This window comes from Vibrio alginolyticus NBRC 15630 = ATCC 17749 (assembly GCF_000354175.2).
GTDB classification, from domain to species: domain Bacteria; phylum Pseudomonadota; class Gammaproteobacteria; order Enterobacterales; family Vibrionaceae; genus Vibrio; species Vibrio alginolyticus.
In genome coordinates this window covers 305,048-324,903 of sequence record NC_022359.1, presented here as the reverse complement: position 1 = coordinate 324,903, position 19,856 = coordinate 305,048, and the positions used below count along the sequence as shown (strand labels likewise).

At 46.1% G+C, this 19,856-nt stretch carries 16 protein-coding genes; 9 read left to right on the top strand and 7 right to left on the bottom strand.

Features of this window, described 5'->3' with window-relative positions; all coding sequences use genetic code 11:
* Nucleotides 1-57: 57 nt before the first annotated feature.
* The 3 genes from N646_RS16740 to N646_RS16730 form a co-directional block, all read right to left on the bottom strand.
* Nucleotides 58-1,053, bottom strand: coding sequence for a TRAP transporter substrate-binding protein (locus tag N646_RS16740; protein ID WP_017820106.1), 996 nt, complete (start codon nt 1,051-1,053; stop codon nt 58-60).
* 267 nt (nt 1,054-1,320) lie between these two features.
* On the bottom strand, nt 1,321-2,277 hold the full coding sequence (locus N646_RS16735) for a LacI family DNA-binding transcriptional regulator (protein ID WP_021035882.1): 957 nt from the start codon (nt 2,275-2,277) through the stop codon (nt 1,321-1,323).
* A gap of 150 nt (nt 2,278-2,427) precedes the next feature.
* Entirely contained in the window at nt 2,428-3,177 is a 750-nt protein-coding gene (locus tag N646_RS16730) for an HpcH/HpaI aldolase family protein (RefSeq protein ID WP_005374748.1), read from the bottom strand.
* 289 nt (nt 3,178-3,466) lie between these two features.
* Between N646_RS16730 and hisD the strand changes: the two genes are divergently transcribed.
* From hisD to N646_RS16710, 4 genes are all read left to right on the top strand, one after another.
* Nucleotides 3,467-4,759 (top strand): histidinol dehydrogenase, encoded by a 1,293-nt coding sequence (gene hisD / locus N646_RS16725; protein WP_005442059.1) that lies wholly within the window; start codon nt 3,467-3,469, stop codon nt 4,757-4,759.
* 1 nt (nt 4,760) lies between these two features.
* The gene (locus N646_RS16720; RefSeq protein ID WP_017820108.1) at nt 4,761-5,495 is read left to right on the top strand and encodes an SDR family NAD(P)-dependent oxidoreductase; all 735 of its coding nucleotides are present in this window, start codon (nt 4,761-4,763) and stop codon (nt 5,493-5,495) included.
* Nucleotides 5,496-5,587: 92 nt separating this feature from the next.
* Complete coding sequence (locus N646_RS16715) at nt 5,588-6,592, top strand: cupin domain-containing protein (RefSeq protein WP_017820109.1); 1,005 nt, start codon at nt 5,588-5,590, stop codon at nt 6,590-6,592.
* Nucleotide 6,593: 1 nt separating this feature from the next.
* Nucleotides 6,594-7,307, top strand: coding sequence for an alpha/beta fold hydrolase (locus N646_RS16710; RefSeq protein ID WP_017820110.1), 714 nt, complete (start codon nt 6,594-6,596; stop codon nt 7,305-7,307).
* Between the two features lie 69 nt (nt 7,308-7,376).
* Here the strand turns inward: N646_RS16710 and N646_RS16705 are convergent, their stop codons facing one another.
* The 3 genes from N646_RS16705 to N646_RS16695 form a co-directional block, all read right to left on the bottom strand.
* A complete protein-coding gene (locus N646_RS16705; RefSeq protein ID WP_017820111.1) occupies nt 7,377-8,462 on the bottom strand; it encodes a porin in 1,086 nt (361 codons plus the stop codon).
* A 177-nt stretch (nt 8,463-8,639) separates the two neighbouring features.
* Nucleotides 8,640-9,656, bottom strand: a complete 1,017-nt coding sequence (locus N646_RS16700; RefSeq protein WP_005374772.1) for a nuclear transport factor 2 family protein — start codon at nt 9,654-9,656, stop codon at nt 8,640-8,642.
* A gap of 101 nt (nt 9,657-9,757) precedes the next feature.
* On the bottom strand, nt 9,758-11,053 hold the full coding sequence (locus N646_RS16695; protein WP_005374774.1) for an MFS transporter: 1,296 nt from the start codon (nt 11,051-11,053) through the stop codon (nt 9,758-9,760).
* A gap of 339 nt (nt 11,054-11,392) precedes the next feature.
* On the opposite strand from N646_RS16695, the gene N646_RS16690 reads away from it, so the two are divergent.
* Both N646_RS16690 and N646_RS16685 read left to right on the top strand, forming a co-directional pair.
* Nucleotides 11,393-12,934: a sodium:solute symporter gene (locus N646_RS16690; RefSeq protein ID WP_017820112.1), complete on the top strand. Its 1,542-nt coding sequence runs from the start codon at nt 11,393-11,395 to the stop codon at nt 12,932-12,934.
* Nucleotides 12,935-12,945: 11 nt separating this feature from the next.
* The gene (locus N646_RS16685) at nt 12,946-14,316 is read left to right on the top strand and encodes an L-serine ammonia-lyase (protein WP_017820113.1); all 1,371 of its coding nucleotides are present in this window, start codon (nt 12,946-12,948) and stop codon (nt 14,314-14,316) included.
* 77 nt (nt 14,317-14,393) lie between these two features.
* Here N646_RS16685 and glgX read toward each other — a convergent pair whose 3' ends face one another.
* Nucleotides 14,394-16,385 carry a glycogen debranching protein GlgX gene (gene glgX, locus N646_RS16680; RefSeq protein ID WP_017820114.1) on the bottom strand — a complete coding sequence of 664 codons (1,992 nt, stop codon included), beginning with the start codon at nt 16,383-16,385 and terminating at the stop codon, nt 14,394-14,396.
* A 446-nt stretch (nt 16,386-16,831) separates the two neighbouring features.
* Here glgX and N646_RS16675 point away from each other — a divergent pair, with 446 nt between their 5' ends.
* The 3 genes from N646_RS16675 (at nt 16,832) to N646_RS16665 (ending at nt 19,836) form a co-directional block, all read left to right on the top strand.
* Complete coding sequence (locus N646_RS16675) at nt 16,832-18,103, top strand: maltoporin (RefSeq protein ID WP_005374784.1); 1,272 nt, start codon at nt 16,832-16,834, stop codon at nt 18,101-18,103.
* Between the two features lie 100 nt (nt 18,104-18,203).
* Nucleotides 18,204-19,013, top strand: coding sequence for a MalM family protein (locus N646_RS16670; RefSeq protein WP_005374786.1), 810 nt, complete (start codon nt 18,204-18,206; stop codon nt 19,011-19,013).
* A gap of 316 nt (nt 19,014-19,329) precedes the next feature.
* Nucleotides 19,330-19,836 carry a hypothetical protein gene (locus N646_RS16665; protein WP_017634473.1) on the top strand — a complete coding sequence of 169 codons (507 nt, stop codon included), beginning with the start codon at nt 19,330-19,332 and terminating at the stop codon, nt 19,834-19,836.
* Nucleotides 19,837-19,856 lie beyond the last annotated feature (20 nt).

The following is a 19,856-nucleotide window of genomic DNA, read 5'->3' as shown; positions in this document are numbered from 1 at the left end:
TTCACCTCCAAAACGAGAAAGCACGACCTGTTGCCAGATCGTGCAAAAGAGTGGGAGTTATAAGCGTTCTATCTCGGCAATCACGTTGTCAAACAAGTCTTCACCTGTCTTGCTACGCAGATCTTGGTACACGGCTGCATTCATTTTTTCTTTCATGATGCTGCGTACCTCGTCTGGGACGATGTTAACCGTCATGCCTTTTGCTTCGAGCTCTTTGATTACTTCTTGGTTTTGCTTAGCGGCGAGCTCACGCTGTTTTGCGATGGTTTCTTTGCTTACTTCACTGATCAGCGCTTGTTGTGCGGCCGGCAGTGAATCCCAAAACGATTTGTTCATGAACAACACGTAGTTGGTGTATATATGGTTAGTTAAAGAGAGGTACTTTTGTGCCTCGTAAAAACGTTCGGCATAAATAGAGTAGATAGCACTTTCTTGAGCGTTAATCAGGCCTTGTTGTAACGAGGTGAAAATTTCTCCCCAAGACAGAGGTGTTGGCGCAGTACCAATAGATTTCCACGCGCTTATTTGAGTGGGGTTAGATGCCGAGCGAATCTTTAGCCCTTTCAGGTCCTCAATACTATCAATTGGCTGTTTGTTGTTGGTCACGCTACGAAAGCCGACCTCCATAAAGCCAAGTCCATGAAAGCCTTTTGATTCCATAGCATTCAACAATGGTTGTCCGATCTTCTCACTGTCGAGCGCTTTGTGTGCTTGCTCTTCGCTATCAAAAAGGTAGAACACGTCGAGCACGTTAAACTCTGGGACGTAGGGAGAGAGTAAAACTGACGCACCAAACGTCATTTGTAAGTTGCCTTGCTGTACGAGTTCAGTCGTCTCACGCACATCGCCTAGTTGTCTTGCCGGATAGATTTCAACTTCTATCTCACCGTTTGAGCGAGTTTCCACTTCTTGTTCGAAATAGAGCATTGCTTTGTGTACGGGAGAGGTTTCTTGACTGTCATGAGCAAGACGAATAACACTGGTTGCAAACGTATTCATACTGCTAAATGCAAGCCCCAGTGCGGTAAGTGAAGTAAGGATTGCTTTCTTCATCGTTCTTCCTTGTTTCTAGTATGGCCTGCCATTGGCATTCGTCGGCAAGTCACACAACTTTTTATGTTTTTATAAATTAGTTGAGCAATTCATATCCATTTTGCATACGAATCCAAAATAAAACATTAAAGTAACAAGTCAATAACAAGGTTGATGAATTGATGAGGAATTAAATAACGATTGGTGAAAATTTAATCGCGATCACAGAAAATGCCTTACTCGAAAGCAAGGCATTTTGTTTATGAAGAATGAATAAAAATGGATTTATTAAATGGTGCTACTACGTTCGATCAAGGTGCCTTGCTCGAAAAGGTATTCGCCAGTTGCATCCAGGTTGCCGTTGATTCGATTCATCAAGTCTTCAACCGCTCGTTTAACAATTTTGTCGACTGGTTGAGCAATGGTGGTCAAATCATAACTCGGCCATGCAGACATCGGAATGTTATCCACGCCCATCACTGAGAAGTCTTGAGGGATCTTTGCTCCGGCTTGGCGTAAACCATCCATCACACCCATGGCGAGGATGTCGTTTGCACAGAAAATCGCGTCGGGTTTACTGGTATGTGACAAGATTTCTTTCGCCGCATCTAGGCCAGCTTCAAAACTGTATTTGGCTTGAATAAAGGTCGGGGATGGAGCGCCGAGCTCTTGCAGTTTTGAAGAGAAGCCAAGCCAGCGCTCTTCACTGGTCATTGAACCTGCATCACCACTGATGTAAGCACATTGTTTTGCGCCTTTCTGCGTTAAATACTCGGCTGCTTGTTGGCCCGCCAATCGGTTATCAATGCCAGAGCTGTTGGCATTAATACCCTCGGCGTAGCGGTTAATCAAGCTTAAATGAACGCCAAACTTTTCGCATTGGGCAAACGCGCGTGAGGTTAAACGGCTGGTGGCGATAACGAGTCCGTCCACTTGGTATTCAATGGCGCGTGAAATGGCGAGATCGAGGTCGTCCTTGTCGATAGGGCAAAGCACAACTTGTCCGCCTCGCTTTTGAATTTCGACAGCCAAAGCACGAGATTGCATGTCGTACATTGGGTTTGATTCGCTATCTAACGCAATCGCCACTAAGCCTGAACGATTCGAAATCAGACCTCGGGCGATGGCATTCGGTGTGTATCCGAGCTTAGCTGCGGCATCCATCACCATTTTGCGTTTCTTCTCGCTAATACTCGCAGTCGGGCTGAATGCTCTAGATACCGTCGATTGAGAGACGCCGAGCATCTTCGCGACGTCGATCGAAGTTACTTTCGCTTTAATGGTGATACTCCTTATTTAAGGCCATTGAACCTTCTCATACGTGCTGAGTGTATGGGCTAGGGGATTTCTGTGTCTAGAGTATTACATTGATAAGGCGTAAATATCAGAGAAAACTCAAGAATTCATCACATTTCTCTCTTGCTTGAAGCCATCAATGATCATTTTGTGTTCAGAGCCAACACAAAAGAAGCTAACGCCGAGTTCACGCCATTCCCGAGCTTGTTGAGCCGTCGCGACAAACATGCCAACAGGTTTATTGGCGGCTCTGGCCGCTTCGATTACTCGCATACTTGCTTGTGCGACTTTCTCATCATGAACGCTATCAGCACCATAAGCGACAGTGAGATCAACTTGGCCAATGAAGAGCGCATCAATTCCTTCAACATTGGCAATCGCTTCAACATTTTCAACCCCTTGAGGGTCTTCAATTTGTGCAATGACAATCGTATTCGCACGGCTGTCTTTTAAGTGTTCAACCATGGGCTTAGTGGCGTATTGCGCTGCTCGACTGGAACCAGCATACCCTCGGCCACCTTCTCCGTAATGGCAGATTTTCGCCAGTTGCGTCGCTTGCTCAGCAGTACAAACATGGGGAATTTGTACACCCGCCGCGCCACAGTCAAGCGCGTTCAAAATGGTTGAAGGAGCGCTGTCTTGTACTCGTACCACGCACGCGAGGTCATTCGCTCTGGCCGCCATGATGCACAGATCAAGCGAGGAACGATCGAAAGGTGCGTGCTCTGCATCCAGTACCACAAAAGGCAACTCTGCCAGTGCCAATACCTCGATAATGTGAGGATGAGGGGTTTTAACAAATGTACCTAATAGCGTTTCTTTAGTCAGACGTTGCTTAAAATTGCTCATAATTCTCTCCTTTGCAAAGGTATGCAAAAACTAACACGGTGAAATGTAAATGATGAGTAAAAATGATGTGATCTAAAACTCATTTTTGATTAAAAATTAAACTCAATCAAGGTCCTTATTACTTACTTTTATTTGTTTAAATTAATCAATACAAAGGCTTAAGGGTGGTTTTTTTGGTTTGTTGACTTAACTTGTCAAATGTTAATTAAGTGTTTAATCTGATTTTGCATTCGTATCCAAAAGCATAAAAATAACCGTTCGTCAGCCTCAATGTTCAAGGAGAAACCCAATGGCACGCATTTTAAAAAACGGAATCACTGAAGAAGCATCAGCATCAAACGACGCAAAAGTGCGTCAGATTGTTGAAAACATTCTTGCTGATATTGAATCGAAAGGTGATAGCGCTGTACGTGAGTTGTCTGAAAAGTTTGATAACTGGTCGCCGGAGCAATTCCGCCTGTCAGAAGAGCAAATCCAAGCCTGTGTGGATGCGCTTGATGAATCGACTCGTCATGATATCGAGTTCGCTCAGCAACAAGTTCGAAACTTTGCTCAAATTCAGCGTGACTCAATGAAAGACGTCGAAGTAGAAACCATGCCTGGTGTGGTACTGGGGCATAAAAATATTCCAGTCAACAGCGTGGGTTGTTACATCCCTGGCGGTAAATACCCATTGGTTGCATCCGCTCACATGAGTGTACTGACGGCGAAAGTCGCGGGCGTAAAACGTGTTATTGCTTGTGCGCCACCGTTTAATGGCCAGCCGAATGTGGCGATTGTCGCTGCGATGGCAATGGCGGGTGCGGATGAAATCTATTGCTTCGGTGGTGTTCAGGCGGTAGGTGCAATGGCTCTGGGGACGGAGACTATTGCACCGGTCGATATGATTGTAGGGCCGGGTAACGCATTTGTAGCAGAGGCAAAACGTCAGTTGTTTGGTCGCGTCGGTATCGACTTGTTTGCAGGCCCAACGGAAACCTTAGTCATTGCTGATGAGAAAGGCTGTGACCCAGAATTGGCAGCGGCGGACTTGCTTGGGCAGGCCGAGCACGGTTACAACTCTCCAGCTGTCTTGTTGACCAACAGCGAGACATTTGCACAAGAGACCATCAAAGAGATTGAACGTCAGTTAACCATTCTCCCAACGGCGGAAGTTGCGGGTAAAGCGTGGGCAGATTACGGACAGGTGATCGTATGTGATAGTTACGAAGAAATGGTGGAAGTAGCAGACGATATCGCTTCTGAACACGTTCAAGTGATGACGGAAGATCCTAAATACTTCCTAGCTAACATGACCAACTACGGTGCCTTGTTCCTAGGTCGTGAAACCAACGTTTCTTACGGCGATAAATGTATTGGTACCAACCATACACTGCCAACGAAGAAAGCGGCGCGATACACCGGTGGTCTTTGGGTAGGTAAGTTCATCAAGACTTGTACTTACCAGCGAGTAACGGAAGCAGCATCCTTAAAAGTGGGTGAATACTGCTCTCGCTTGTGTGCACTAGAAGGCTTTGCAGGTCACAAAGAGCAAGCAGATATTCGTGTACGCCGTTACAAAGGCAAAGTGGAAGAGGCGTAATATGTCGAAACTTGCCTTAGTCACAGGCGGCAGTGGCGGACTGGGTGCCGCCATTTGTCGCAAGCTAGCTCAATCTGGATATCGCGTAATTCTGACTTACAACAGTAATCAGAAAGCAGCCGACGACGTGCTTTCTTCGTTACCACGTAACGAGCATTTGGCATTCAAACTGAACGTGGCAGATTCTAGTGCGATTGAGCAGCTTAAACATCAAGTCAGTGAGATGAGCGACAAGCTAGATTTGTTGGTCAATTGTGCGGGGATGACGAAGTTCGTCGCGCATGCCGATCTGCAAAGTTTGGATGACCAATTATTTGATCAAATTTTCCAAGTGAACGTCCGTGCGCCTTTTGCCATGGTTCGAGCGTTTGAGCCTTTGCTCCAGCAAGCCAATGGTTGTGTGGTGAACATTACTTCTATCGCGGCACAGACTGCGATGGGCAGCAACATTGCTTATTGCGCGAGTAAATCTGCCGCAGAAAACATGACCCGTTCTTTAGCTCGCGCATTGTCCCCTGAGATTCGCGTTTTGGCTGTAGCGCCTGGGCTTGTCGACACCGAATTTGTCAAAGGCTTGGACGATGCTTGGCGTAACCAACAAGAACAATCCACACCGCTCAAGCGTTTAGCCAATGATGAAGAGGTTGCTCAAGCCGTGTACGCCGCGGCAGAGGTTCTGACCTTCTCGACAGGCAATACCATCGCGGTTGATGGTGGGCGACCTTTAGGTCTGTAACACACTTTCGGTCTGTAACTAACTTTAGGCTTGTAACTAACAATTCAAAGGCTAGGTCCAAACAAGGACAACAAGGACAACAAGGATTTACAATGACTCTACAATCTAAAATGAATAATAACCTGGTCCGCTACATGGAACTGATTCCGGGTACGAGTGCGTTTATTGATGCGCGCACGCCAGGCAGTGATCTGAAAGATAACTTCTGCATTATCGGTGCTGGGGTGGCAGAGAGCAGTCGTCAGCATGTTCATATTCGCGATACGGCGGGCTTTAATATTGGTGCCGCAGGCCAACCGCCGGGCATCAAAAATTCGTTGCACTCTCATCGTACCGCCGAGCTTTTCTTGGTGTTCAAAGGTCAGTTCCGTTTTTATTGGGGGAACGATGGCGAACACGAGGCGGTGTTGTCTCACGGTGACGTCATCTCGATTCCAACCAATCTCTTCCGTGGATTTGAAGTGGTTGGCCGCGATTACGGCTTTATGTTCTCGGTACTTGGCGGCGACGATTCAGGTGGCGGCGTTATTTGGCATCCAAACGTTATTAAAGACAGTCAAGGTTATGGTTTATACCTCAAAGCCGATGGCACACTCGTGGACACTATTAATGGCGACCCGGTGCCACAAGAATCAGAATTGATGCCGCTGCTTACCGAAGAAGAGCTCGCGACCTTCGATACCTACACCGCAGAAGAGATGATGCCATTTGTCGCTCTGCTAAAAGATTATCGTGAAATCAAAGGCGATTTCAGCGGAAGCAACGTGAAACAATACGCCTTAACGGGTCACCCTTTGGCGAGTTATGACTTCCAAGTAAAGAGTGAAGATGAAGTGAGCATCATGGCTTATGAGCTTTCTGAAGGTGGCTCGATTCCTCAACACTGCCGAGAAGAAAAACAAGTACTTATCAACTTTGATGGCGATACAGAGGTGGTCCTCACGCATCAAGGCGAACAAGCTAATGTTGTTTTAACGCGCGGTGATGTGCTGAATGTTCCAGAAGGTGCGTCTTATTCACTGACGAACTTGCGGGGTAATAGTTTGACGTATTGCATTCTTGGGTCTGATCAACCAAAGCCGCTTGCAGGAGAATAAAATGACGCAACCCACCTCGTTAGTTTGGCTACCCGGACTACTTTGTGATGGCACATTGTTTGAGGAAGTCAACCGAGCGTTGCCAAGTTGGGTTGAGCCTTCATGCCCGACGCTGGCCTCATTGCCGTCAATGGAACAGCTGGCGCAGAAAGTGTTGCAAGACGCACCGCAGGAGTTTGTCTTGGGTGGCTTATCAATGGGTGGGATTCTTGCCTTTGAGGTGTACCGTCAAGCGCCAAACAGAGTCAAAGGCTTGATCCTCATGGATACCAATGCAGCAGATGAAAAGCCAGAGGTGACACAAAAGCGTGATGCACTGGTTAGCCGTGCGTTAAGTGGTGAGTTTGAACGCATTACGGCTGACACTCTGATGCCTGTGCTGATTCATCCAAGCCGTTTGCAAGACAAAGCGTTAACTGAGCGTATCGAAGGCATGGCGGTTAATGTAGGTTTGGAGGCATTTGAAGCACATGCTAAAGCGTTAGCAACTCGCCCGGATGCTCGACCTTTATTGGCGGACATTCAAGCTCCTACGTTGGTGATAACAGGTAAAGAAGATAAGCTTTGTCCGCTAGACAATCATCTGCTCATGGAGAGATGCATCCCAAACGTCACACTTCATGTTATCCCTGAGTGTGGGCATCTATCTACGCTTGAGCAGCCTTTAATTATTAGTGAAGTGATGGCTACTTGGCTTCAAGATAACTTTGCTTAGTGTTGATAAGAACTTCATCACTCACCACCTTAAGGTTACTTGGGTATAGGTGGTGAGCGATGAGTATTATCAGAAGTAGTAGCGAATACCTGCCGCGAATTGATCATCACGGTTTTCGAATTTGCTGCCATCGTACTGATCTTTACCTAGGTCGAACTGGTATTCAGTCCAAACTAGGAATTTGTTCTTCTGGAAGTGGTATTCAAGACCAGGGATCAGCAAGTTACGCTCGTAACCTTGAGTCTCGTCACCACTATCCTCCATGTAGTTGTAGTTCAACGTTGGGCGCAAGCCGTTGTCGAAGTGGTAGTAAGTGTAGATTTCGCCACCTAGGGTATCGAACATTACGTCCGTACCGCCTTGGCTCACTGCTTCCCAGTTTTCGCCAACGTGGAAAGTCGCACCTGCGTAGAAGCCACCGTTGCTGTAGTTTGCGCCCAATAGCATGATGCGCATGTTGTCGCCGTTTTCTACGCCAACCACGCTTGCGTCTAGATCCGCAACTTCATTTTGATGGTAAGCCGCACCCAGTGTTACGCCATCAACGGGTTTGTAAGTGATCGAAGCACCCATGCCGTTTTTCAGTGAGGCTGTCGCATTGCTTGCTAGAGCAACATCTTCACGCGTGGTCTGGTAAGTAAAGCCGTAGCTCACTTTTTCATTAATTGAATTACGGTACGTAATTGAGTTTTCCGCACGACCAGCACCGGATGCGATACCCCAGTCAGCTAGGTTGTAAACACCTGAGCCACGAGTACCGAATACACGACCTAAATCGGTGTACCATGCTACGTCGTAGAAGGTAGACCACTGTTTAGTACCCGCAGCAATCTTGCCGTATTTTTCGTGATCAACACCTGCGTATAGCAAGCGGTCGTAAATGTTGTCGCCGTTCGCGCCAGAGTTGTAGCCCCATTCCGCGTGACCGAAACCAGTCCAGCCGTTATCCAGACCCATTTGGCCTTTCAAACCGAAACGTGAGCTGCCGCTGTTCCATTCGCCGTTGTCATCACCGCCACGGTCTTGGTAGCGAAGATCGAAACGGCCATCGATGGTTAGGCTGTCGCCAGCGTCATTAACAAAAGTGTGTGCAGCAAAGGCTGAGCTAGAAGTAAGCGCTGCTAAAATCACTGCAGAAAGGGTCGACTTTTTCATCATCAATCTCATTATTCAGGGCGCAGAAAGCCACCGTGCGTTCATGCCCGTTTTGAATAAGGGTTCTATCTTGAGGTTGTGCCCCATCCTTGAGGCACGAGTTGGGAGCATGTCGCCTGAACCGAGAGGGGATTCAGGCAACATAAAGGCGGGTTGACAATCCGCCCCTAGGACTTCTTATAGAGAAGGGTTTAGGATCTGTTGAGTACGCTCGAACACGTCTAGACCTTGCTGTTTTAGCCAGTAAGGAAGGTCGATCAGTACCCAGTTCTCAGATAGCTTGTCGCCGTCACGGTAGTAAACGTCAACCACTTGCATGTCTGCACGTACTTCACCACCTGTCATACCTAGGAAACCACCGATAGGCGTGTTAGATAGGTTTGGCCAGCCGAAGAAACAAGAGAAGTTACCTTCTGCGAAACGACATACGTGGCCGTTAAACTTCTTGTCTTTTAGGTTGTTACGGAACGGCAATTGGTGCTGCTGTTGGTAACGAGGGATTGTATAAGACGCACCGATACCACATGGACCGTACCAGATCATGTCTTTAGACCAGCTCTTCTCAAGAACTTCTGGTGGGCAACCCATAGCGCCGCTGTCGTTTAGTGCAGATAGGTCATCAACCATCTTGTTCACTAGTGCTAGTGTTGCTACGCCTTCTTCTGGTGCTGCGTCTTCGAACAGTAGACCATCGTGGTTACGAGGACCAGGGTATACGAAGTGCTTACCTGTTGATGGTGGCAGTGGGTAACAACCCGCTTGGTCCATTGCACCTAGAAGGTCTAGGAATAGGCCAGTCTTAGTGATCTTGCCGTTTTCAACACAGTTAAATTCTGCGTAACGGATGTTCATGATTTTGCCAGTTGGGCGCATGCCTAGGTATTCAGCGTCGAATAGACCCATGAAGTGACCCATGCTCATTACCCAGATTTCACCTGATGTTACTTCGTTCTCACCACCGATGAAGATGTCTTGACGACGCTGCATGCGAGTCATTGATTTCATCAAAGGAGCCCAGAAAACGTCAGCCGCTGCTTGAGCGCCTTGTTGCTCACGGAATGGGTAAACACCACGCCATAGGTAATCTTCTGAAGTGTGTGCTTTTAGTACTTCTGCCACGTTCTCGTGAGTTGCGTTTTCCATTGCGCTGAAGTATTCACGTACAACGCGTTTCGCTTCTTGATATTTAGACATAATAAACTCTCTTATTTGCTGTCGAGTCGGCTTTGGGAACAGGACTCGAAATTAAGTTTTTTCATCCGGCCGGGGAGCCAGCCGGAGTTTTTGAAATTCAGTTACGCTTTTGCTGCTTCGGCTTTTTTGCTCTTATCGAACACGCCGCCTTTTAGTGTCTCTGGCAGTGATAGCCATAGAAGACCAGCAAGGATCCATACGATTGGTGAACCCCACATTGCGGTTTGTAGGTCGGTACGTTCTTGGATGAAGATAAGTACCATTGGTGCCCACATACCGAGGATACGACCGCCGTGGAATAGCGCCGCGCCGTAGCTACGTAGGTGTGCTGGGAACAGTTCTGAGAAGTAACCACCCCATACCGCTGAAGAAGACAGACCGAAGTTGTAAATCAGACCAAGTAGAGCCAGCATGTTTAGGCCGCCAATCACCATGTCGCCAGGTGCAACAAAGAAGATTGAAACCATGATGCCCGCTAGGATGAAGCCAAATGCGTTCACCTTACGACCGAATTTGTCAGCTACCCAACCCCAGAACCACGCACCAAACAGTGAACCAAATGCTGAGATAGAGAAGATGAGACCGATGGTTGCACCGTCGAACATACGTACATCACGTAGGTAAGTGGTTACGAAGCCACCAAAGAATTGGAAACCGTAGAAATTAAGGCCAGCCAGTAATAGACACGTTAGAGTGATCTTACGGTAAGGCTTGCTTAGCATTTCGCCCCAAGAGCCTTTTTTCGCTGGTGCATCTGATTCTTCTGCTTTTGCTTGCTCTTCTTCACCGTAAGCGATCACTTTGCTGTCGCTAGGTAGTACAAAGATCATGACAACAGCGGCTGCCAATGGTGGGATACCACCAACAAGCATTAGGCTTTCCCATGGTGCATCAATGCTTGCAATAAATGCTGCATACGCACCCATTACCATCAGTGCTACAGAGAACATAGAAGACGCGAATGCCGTCAACTTACCACGTACCGTTGGCGTAAATAGGCCGATCATTAGGCTTACTGCCACGGTGAAGTAACCACCCAGTGACAAACCAATGATGAAACGCATTGCTGCCCATGTTGTGTAGTCGGTGAACATCATATTGATGATCGTTGCGCCACCGTTTAGGGCTGTGATGGTAATAAGAGTGGATTTCTTACCAAATTTTGTTGCGAACCAAGCACAGCTCAATGCACCGATAAGTGCACCAACCGACTGCCATGTATAGAACTGGGCAGTGTCTGACAGGCTAATACCATCATACGCTTCAACGATGTATGGGCGTACGTAGTCAATAATTACAAAGTTATAACAATAGAAAAAGTAACCAACCAGTATCGCTAGATAGGCAGCTACCCTTTGAATCATAGGAACTTCGCTCATGTGTCTTTTGGCATTCATGACCGATAAACCTCTATTTCACTTAGGATTTGTTGCTATTCAAACTTAAAGAATACGATCTTATTGGGATCATCTTCGATTTCGTGTCGTGGTGAATCATAGTTTTTTTAAGGTCATTAGATCCGTGATCAATATCAATTTTAAAATGAATGCGTACCCAATAAGTGGTTTTTAGTGATGGGAGTCTCATTAAATCGGTCTTTTTGGCATTTTTGAATATATAACCGTCTATATTGGTGATTATAGTCACAGTTATGGCGGGATTATCGTTTAGATATGCTTTTTTAAAGTAATATCCAAGCACAAATAATTAGCACCCAGAATTATGGAAGCCCTGAAATGGTTACGTACTCAAGTTTTGTGGTGATTGCGTTATACGTGTTAATCACCATATTAATCAGCTATTTAGTGAATAAGCGCTACAACAAGGGTGGCGACTTTTCCACGGGTGGAAAGCAATTTGGCTGGTTTACGGCAGGTGTTTCGATACTTGCGACTTACATTAGTGCGATGACGTTTGTAGGGATGCCTGGTTGGGTTTATAGATCTGGCATGGAAGCGATGAGTATTCACCTTAACTATCCCATCGTTATTTTTTTCACTGTCATTTTCTTTGTGCCTGTCTTCTATAAGCTGGGTCTGACTTCGATTTATGAATACCTTGAGCACCGCTTTGGGGTGTATGCAAGAACCATCAACTCGATCGTGTTCATTGTGGTTCAATGTATCTCTGCGGGTGTGATTTTGTATGCCGTGGCGCTGATCTTAGTGCAAGTTCTGCCTATCAGTATTTCTGAAGCTATTATCTACATTAGTATTTTCACCGCTTGCTATACCTATGCGGGTGGGATTTCCACGGTGATCTGGACCGATATGTTGCAATCTGCAGTATTGGTTGCGGGCAGCATCGCTATCTTTGCCATTCTAATGACAGAGATTAATGCGGCAGATTACCTTTCTCGTGATCACCTGAATATCATCAACTTAGACTTTGATTTGGGCGTGGATACCACACTCTGGGCTGGCGTGGTTGCCGTGAGCTTTTTGCATTTGAGTGTGTACGGCACCAACCAATTGATCATCCAACGCACGTTAGCGACGAGATGTGAAAAGACGGCGCAGAAGTCGATGCTGTTGTGTGGTTACGGTGCGTTTTTCGTGTACTTGTTCTTCGCGGTACTCGGTGTTCTTTTGAGTGTTTTCTATCAAGATCAATCGTTTGAAAACAGCAACGAAGTGATTTTGGATTTTGTCTTCAACCACACTAACCCAATTGTGGTTGGTTTGATCATTTCCGCATTGGCAGCGGCCGCAATGTCGACCTTGGATTCGACCTACAACTCAATGGCGACCGTCGCGACGTTCGATATCTACAAGCGTTTCGTTCGCAAGAGTGCCGATGATGAGCACTACGAAAAAGTCGCAAGAAAGATGAGTTTGCTCGCTGCGGCTATGGTGGTAGTGCCAGCTCTTCTGGCGGTATCGAATGAATCGGTACTCAAAACCATCGCTAGTCTGACTTCTATCTTTGTTGGTATCCGTTTGGGTTCATTCGTGCTTGGCTTATTCTGGGCAAAAGCCAATGAGAAAGGCGTGATCGTTGGCAGTATCATGAGTGTGATTGCGGTGTTTACTGCAATGTATCTCGACGTGGCTTGGCCGTGGTTCGCGCCAATTGGTACGTTTGTCTTCCTTTTGTTTGGTGTGTTAGTGAGCCGTCGTTGGGGCGCTGTGACTGCCGAGCAACAAATCTTTATCAATAATCAAAAACATCTTTTTGCAAAGCCAACCGCAAGCCATTACGGGCTGTTGGTGTTCGCCGTGGCGACCATCGCTGCTTGTATGGTTCTCCCTGATTGGCTTTATGCTGCATTGTCGTAATAGGTAGGTTTATGCTGTCCATCTTTGATATTTACAAGATTGGTGTGGGCCCTTCTAGCTCTCACACTAATGGTCCAATGATCGCGGGTTACCACTTCACTCGTTTGATTGAATCGAACTTGGCAAAAGTAGTTCGTATTCAAGTCGATTTATATGGCTCACTCTCGTTAACGGGGATTGGTCACCATACTGACCGTGCAACGATTTTGGGTCTGTTGGGTAACAAACCAGATACCATCAAAATCGCTTCTGCGAACAAAGCGATGCGCAAGGCGATTGAAGAGGGCATGATGTCTGTCGATGGCCGTCATGAAATCGAATTCAACTACAAAACGGACATGTTGTTCCATGAAGAGAACCTTCCTCTGCATGAGAATGGCATGACGATTACTGCGTTAGATGCGCATGGCAATCAGGTTGGGTTTGAAACTTACTACTCTATCGGTGGTGGGTTCATCGCAACGGCGGATGAACTGCAAAATGGCAGCGCGACTTCACCCGTAGAAGTTGAGTTTCCATTCTCCAGTGCGGACGAAATGTTGGCACAGGCAGAGAAGAACGGCATGAGCCTTGGCGGCATGATTCTGAAAAACGAACAAGCGTTTCAGGATATGGAAGCCATCAATCAACGTGCAGAACAGATCTGGCGTGTGATGACGCGTTGCATGGAGCGTGGTTTCGAGACAGAAGGTATCTTGGATGGCGGCTTGAACGTGACCCGCCGTGCGCCTAACTTGCTGAAGAAGCTTGAAGCAAATGAAGCAATCGAAAACGATCCGATGGAAATCATGGATTGGATTAACCTGTTTGCTTTTGCTGTGAGTGAAGAAAACGCTGCTGGTGGACAAGTCGTAACGTCGCCAACTAATGGTGCGGCGGGTGTGATTCCAGCGGTATTGATGTACTACCATCGCTTCATCAAAGAGCTCGATACTAAACAGCTTAAAGACTTCCTTGCTGTATCCGGTGCGATTGGCATTTTGTACAAAACTAATGCGTCTATCTCGGGTGCCGAAGTGGGTTGTCAGGGCGAAGTCGGTGTTTCTTCTTCTATGGCGGCAGCTGGCTTGACCGCGCTACGTGGTGGCAGCAATGAACAAATTTGCATTGCTGCTGAGATTGCCATGGAGCACTCACTAGGCATGACTTGTGACCCAATTGGTGGCTTAGTGCAAGTACCGTGTATTGAGCGTAATGCAATGGGGGCAATGAAAGCGATCAATGCATCTCGCATGGCATTAAAGCGTAATAGTAAATGTTTGATCTCGTTGGATAAGGTGATTGAAACCATGTATCAAACGGGCAAAGACATGAACAAGAAATACCGCGAGACGTCACTGGGTGGATTGGCTTTGATCCACCTAGCGCCGCCTTGCGAATAATGAGTTAGGCAAATCTAACCAACAAAAAGCCGAAGCACTGAGATGCATCGGCTTTCCTTTTTTGGAGCGTTTATAACTTAGCTATGCGTTTGCTCACCTTTTGGTGTGCTTTGGTTTGGTTGATAGTGCAAAATCACCATTGAGGTGGGTGACAGCAAGACTTCGCCTTCAGCATGTCCTGGGTTGAGGTTACGTACGTTTGTATCACAGATCGTCCCCCATTCTTGCTTTCGCTCATTGGGGAGTTTAAAGCGCGCTGTGGCGTTAGTTTGGTTGATGAGGTAGACCAGCTCTTGCCCTTCTTTACCGATACCAAGGTGAAGTGCGACAGAGCTTAAACGGTTCCAATCATCGTGCTCCATTAAGCGACCGTCTGTACGGCGCCAGAAAATACGGTTGTTATTGCGGTTTTCGCCACTGAAAGCTCGGATAAATGGCACCATGTATTGATTTCGGTTGGCGACCATTTGTGACATCCATGCTTTGAAATGTTGCTTACGTTCTGTCTCTTCCCAGTTCAGCCAACTGGTTTCGTTATCTTGGCAATAGGCATTATTGTTACCGCCTTGGGTGTGAGACAGAACATCAGCAGTGAGAATGTGTGGGATACCGAAGGCAAACAGCAAGCTAGCAATAAGGTTGCGTTTTTGCTTTTCACGCGTGGCGATAATCATCAGATTTTCCGTCTCGCCTTCAACACCGTAGTTTTCTGAACGATTGTCACCGTGACCGTCGCGATTTTCTTCGCCATTGGCTTCGTTATGTTTGTGCTTGTAAGACACTAAATCTTGCAGTGTGAAGCCATCGTGATACGTGATGTAATTTACGGTGAGTTTGTATGGCCAGTTCGCTGCACTATAAATGTCACGAGAGCCCATTAATCGAGTGGCAAACTCTTTTAAATAGCCTTGATCACCGCGCCAAAAACTGCGGGAAATATCACGCAGTTTGTCATTACATTCGTTCCAACCAAATGGAAAGTTACCCACTTGGTAGCCATTTGGACCAATATCCCAAGGCTCGGCAATCAATTTGGTTTCACGCAAAATTGGGTCTTGCGCAACGGCTTTAAAGAAAGCTGCTTCTGGGTTGTAATCATCGCCCTGTCGACCTAACGTTGCAGCCAAGTCAAAACGGAAGCCATCGACTTTAAATTCGCTAACCCAGTAGCGCAATGTATCCATCACAAGGTTTAAGGCTGGTTGGTAGGTGAGATCCACTGTATTTCCGCAGCCAGTGTAATTGGCGAAGTGGTTGCCATGTTTGATGTAAAAACAGGAGTCGAGGGCTTTCAGGTTGAAAATTGTAGGCCCTTCACCACCTTCAGCAGTGTGGTTGTAAACCACGTCGAGAATCACTTCGATGCCGTTTTTATGCAATTCGCGAATTGTTGTTTTTAATTCCGTAACGGCGTCTTGTTCTGCGTAGCGCGGATCGGGCACCATAAAGAGATAAGGGTTGTATCCCCAATAATTGACCTTTTCCATCTCTAGTAGGTGAGGCTCATGCATGCATGCTGCGACAGGTAGCAATTGCAGCGTGTTGATGTTTTGCTGTTTGTAAAAGGCCAGCATTTCAGGTGATGCAAGACCTAAATAGCGCCCCTTCAGCTTGTCCTCAACCTCAGGGTGGCGTTGGGTAAGCCCTTTGACGTGCGTCTCAAACAACACCATCTCTTCTCTGGGTATACGCGGGTGATCCGTGTTTTGCCAGTCAAAATCATCTTCGATAACGACGCACTTCGGCATATCGAAACTTTTGGCTGGAGAGTAGGGAGGATGATAGTGGAGGGCTTTATCTATTGATTTTGCGTACGGATCAGAAATTAACAGTGGCTCGTCCTTGTGGGAGACAAGATAACCGTATTTTTGCCCTGGCTTAATATCTGGAATAAAAGTATGACGTATGCCAGCGTATTCATTCGGTAAACCGTGAAGCTCGTAGCTGCCATCGTCTGCAAACAATGCCAGTTGAATGTCTTTTACGCCCGGAGCATGAATAGAGAAGTTACAGCCTTCTTTATTCAATGTTGCGCCCAGGGGGTAGGGGCGAGAGAGAAGTCGTGTCATCGGAGATACTTTATTTAATATTTATTGCTACCTTTAGGAAACTATAAGTTAAAAACTTTGTCTTACTAAGGTCAACCACCCTAAATATAAAAATATTCGTGTAATTTAATTACTTTATGTGACGGCTTAGAGTCAAAAATATGAAATGGCTATCACTTTGTAGCGGCTCAAAACCGAACAAACTTACTAATTCCTCCCTAGATTGGTGATCTGACTCGAAAAAACACCATTCGGTAAATTTTCTACTCCCTTCTCATCCCCCTTAAATTAGTTTAGGGCGGAGGAAGTCATCCTTGTACGCCTCGGGTAATCTCACAACTGTTGAAACAAACGGGGATTCGTTCCCATCTTACCTCTCTTTCTTTAGGTGTGTTTTTACTGCCTATATTCACCTAAAAGAGTGAGCAGGGAAGACAGAATTATAAATACCCTTAATGGAGTTAAGAATGAAAAAAGTAAGTGCAATTGCTGCTGCTGTAGCTGCAACTTTAGCTGCTGGTTCTGCATTCGCAGTGGATTTCCACGGTTACATGCGTGCTGGCGTTGGCGTGAACGCTGACGGTGGTCAACAATTAACATTCGAAAAGAACAAGATCGGTCGTCTAGGTAATGAAAGCGATATCTACGGCGAGATTCAACTAGGTAAAGAAGTTTACAACAACAACGGCAAAACGTTCTACGTAGACTCTATGGTTGCAATGACTTCTAACGGTTCAAACGACTGGGAAAGCACTTCTGCTAACTGTGGTTTGGATAACGGCGAAGTGAAATGTGTAGACGATGCACAATTCGCACTACGTCAGTTCAACGTTCAAGCTAAAGGCCTACTAAACTTTGCTCCTGAAGCAACGCTTTGGGCAGGTAAACGCTACTACCAACGTCACGACATTCATATCTCTGACTTCTACTACTGGAACATCTCTGGCGCGGGCGCTGGTGTTGAAGGTATCGAAGCTGGTCCTGGTAAAGTTTCTTTCGCTTGGGTTCGTAACGACCGCGGCGATATCGCAGACCCAGGCAACGATGGTGGCGCAACAAACGTAAACACTCTAGACGTACGTTACGCAGGTCTTCCTCTATGGGACAACGGCTCTCTAGAAATGGGCTTGAACTACGCAATTCTTAACGAAACTGACGCTGCGCCAAACGGCACTAAAGATGCGAAAAACGGCGTAATGTTCACAGCAGAATTGACTCAAGGTCTAGACGCTGGTTTCAACAAAACAGTGCTTCAGTACGGTACTGAAGGTTACTCTAAAACAATGGCATTCTACGGCGACGGTAGCTGGTACGGCGCAGAAGCTGACAACGGTGCATCTGGTTACCGCCTAATCAACTGGGGTGTAATCGGCATGGGCGACAGCTGGGAAATGGGTCACCAGTTAGTGTACGGTGTTGGTGAAGACATGTGGGCTGGCCAAGACAAGTGGGAAACAATGTCTGTTGTTGTTCGTCCAATGTACAAATGGGATGACAACCACAAAACTATTTTCGAAGCTGGTTACGCTATCGACGATAACGACGGCGAAGAAAACAAATACGGTAAGCTAACTGTTGCTCAAGCATGGTCTGCTGGCTCTAGCTTCTGGGCTCGTCCTGAAATCCGTGTTTACGCTTCTTACCTAACGGCTGACAAAGAAGACAACTCAAACACATTTGACAACGGTCGTTCAGACGATACGTTCCAGTTCGGTGTACAAGCTGAAGCTTGGTGGTAATCATCTAACCACTAAGTCCTAAATTGTCCTAGAATGATACAGCCAGAACTTATCTGGCTGTATTTATTTAAAAAACAATAAAGAGTCGAGGTAGACAGTAATGAAAAAATGGCTTGCTCCCGTACTGCTGGGCATGTTGGCTACTGGTTGTGCGTCTGTAGAACAAGTAGAGATGAGTCCAAAAGGTCAGCAACAAGTGATCACGCAATCGGGTGATATTCAATGGGTACCGCTTAACGTGCCTGTGGTTACTGAATTCGCTTTGACTGATAAAAGCCAAATGTTGTTGGATGGTAACAGTGCTGGCGCTATTGCAGCGTTTGCTCTTCCAGGAAACCGTGGCAGTCTCGATATCAAATTAGAGACGTTCGTAAGTAAAGAACTTCAATTTTATGCTCCTAATGTCGCAGTGATGAACTCGGCAGGAGAAACCATTTACCAAGCAGATTTTTCAAAGTTTAAGTATGAACCAGCAAAACTGTTGGACAACGATAAATTCGTACTTGATCTCAATGTGATTCCAGACATGACAGGTAACGATCTGCATGTGTTGGTTTACACGACTTCCGCCGATCTAAAAGGAAGTACACAAGTTTTACACCCTGCAAAAGCCTTCGCCATGGCGCGCCACACTCAGCCGCCAGATATTGCAGACCCTCTAGCGAAACATAGCCCACTTGGTCAGTTCCGCTTTTCGGTATCCGCGAATGATATCGTGAATACTAAGATTGTTGCGAAAAACGATAACATTCCCCAAGGTACGGACCTTACTAGCTACTACTACAGCTCCATTGAAGCAGCAGTCGCAGCGAATGATATTCCGAAAGCGCTCACTTTGCTTGATGAAGCAAAAGAGCTGGGTATCGAAGGTGCACAACAAGTGTTTGTGAAAGCCGTAAATAGAAAATAATCAGATAAAAAAGGTCAGCGAAATGCTGACCTTTTTCATAGAAAATAAACCAATAAAAATACCCCTACATAGAGTTACCTTATTCACATAATTATTTTTATTACTTTGTTTTTTATATAGGTTGGATCAATAATTAATGGCAGTTCCTAACTTATTTTTTGTACTTAGGAAATAAACAAACTTCTCGAAGTGATTTAAATTCGCAATCTGACGATATTTATTTGGCGTTTGATATTTCCATTTTAATAACGATTAATATTTCTTTTAACCGTTGAGTTTATTTTGCTTTGGATATACTAAAAAGGAATTACGTGAAATGAACATGATGAAGACCTCTCTTGCTGCTGCCCTACTTGTTGCCTTAGTAGGTTGTCAATCGACGGCAGAACCTGAAGCGGCCACAGAGCCAGTTGTTAATATGTCTCAAGACGAAGTGGTTGCTTTCATGAAAGCGTGTGACAACCCAGACAGCACAGCGAAAGGACCTATTTCTAAACCACTATTTGTGGTGGGTACTTTTGCGGATTCCGATTGGAAACACGTGCCTCAGCGTCAATACACCTACAAAGGGAATAATTTCTACCAAGCCGTGGTTCAAGAAAAAGTAGGCTCCTACAAAATGCAGTATGCGACCGAGTTGTGGTTCCCACAATTTACCGCAAAAGGTAATAGAATGAACGTTGGTGAATTAACACCATTAACATTTGGTGGTTACGGTACGGATACTTCGGTTGATATTAAAGAAGATGGTAAATATGTATGGAGTCTTCAGTTTGAAGGAAAAGGCAAACCTGTTCATGTCATGGTAAATAAGTGCCAATAATATTCAATTCAATTATTTAA

What these genes read in the sequence shown, in the direction of transcription:
- N646_RS16735 (WP_021035882.1), bottom strand. Translation starts at nt 2,277, where the DNA reads ATGCTCGGCGTCTCTCAATCGACGGTATCTAGAGCATTCAGCCCGACT.
- N646_RS16700 (WP_005374772.1), bottom strand. Translation starts at nt 9,656, where the DNA reads ATGTCTAAATATCAAGAAGCGAAACGCGTTGTACGTGAATACTTCAGC.
- N646_RS16710 (WP_017820110.1), top strand. Translation starts at nt 6,594, where the DNA reads ATGACGCAACCCACCTCGTTAGTTTGGCTACCCGGACTACTTTGTGAT.
- N646_RS16665 (WP_017634473.1), top strand. Translation starts at nt 19,330, where the DNA reads ATGAACATGATGAAGACCTCTCTTGCTGCTGCCCTACTTGTTGCCTTA.
- N646_RS16730 (WP_005374748.1), bottom strand. Translation starts at nt 3,177, where the DNA reads ATGAGCAATTTTAAGCAACGTCTGACTAAAGAAACGCTATTAGGTACA.
- N646_RS16690 (WP_017820112.1), top strand. Translation starts at nt 11,393, where the DNA reads ATGGTTACGTACTCAAGTTTTGTGGTGATTGCGTTATACGTGTTAATC.
- hisD (WP_005442059.1), top strand. Translation starts at nt 3,467, where the DNA reads ATGGCACGCATTTTAAAAAACGGAATCACTGAAGAAGCATCAGCATCA.
- N646_RS16685 (WP_017820113.1), top strand. Translation starts at nt 12,946, where the DNA reads ATGCTGTCCATCTTTGATATTTACAAGATTGGTGTGGGCCCTTCTAGC.
- N646_RS16720 (WP_017820108.1), top strand. Translation starts at nt 4,761, where the DNA reads ATGTCGAAACTTGCCTTAGTCACAGGCGGCAGTGGCGGACTGGGTGCC.
- N646_RS16695 (WP_005374774.1), bottom strand. Translation starts at nt 11,053, where the DNA reads ATGAATGCCAAAAGACACATGAGCGAAGTTCCTATGATTCAAAGGGTA.
- N646_RS16670 (WP_005374786.1), top strand. Translation starts at nt 18,204, where the DNA reads ATGAAAAAATGGCTTGCTCCCGTACTGCTGGGCATGTTGGCTACTGGT.
- N646_RS16705 (WP_017820111.1), bottom strand. Translation starts at nt 8,462, where the DNA reads ATGAAAAAGTCGACCCTTTCTGCAGTGATTTTAGCAGCGCTTACTTCT.
- N646_RS16740 (WP_017820106.1), bottom strand. Translation starts at nt 1,053, where the DNA reads ATGAAGAAAGCAATCCTTACTTCACTTACCGCACTGGGGCTTGCATTT.
- N646_RS16675 (WP_005374784.1), top strand. Translation starts at nt 16,832, where the DNA reads ATGAAAAAAGTAAGTGCAATTGCTGCTGCTGTAGCTGCAACTTTAGCT.
- glgX (WP_017820114.1), bottom strand. Translation starts at nt 16,385, where the DNA reads ATGACACGACTTCTCTCTCGCCCCTACCCCCTGGGCGCAACATTGAAT.
- N646_RS16715 (WP_017820109.1), top strand. Translation starts at nt 5,588, where the DNA reads ATGACTCTACAATCTAAAATGAATAATAACCTGGTCCGCTACATGGAA.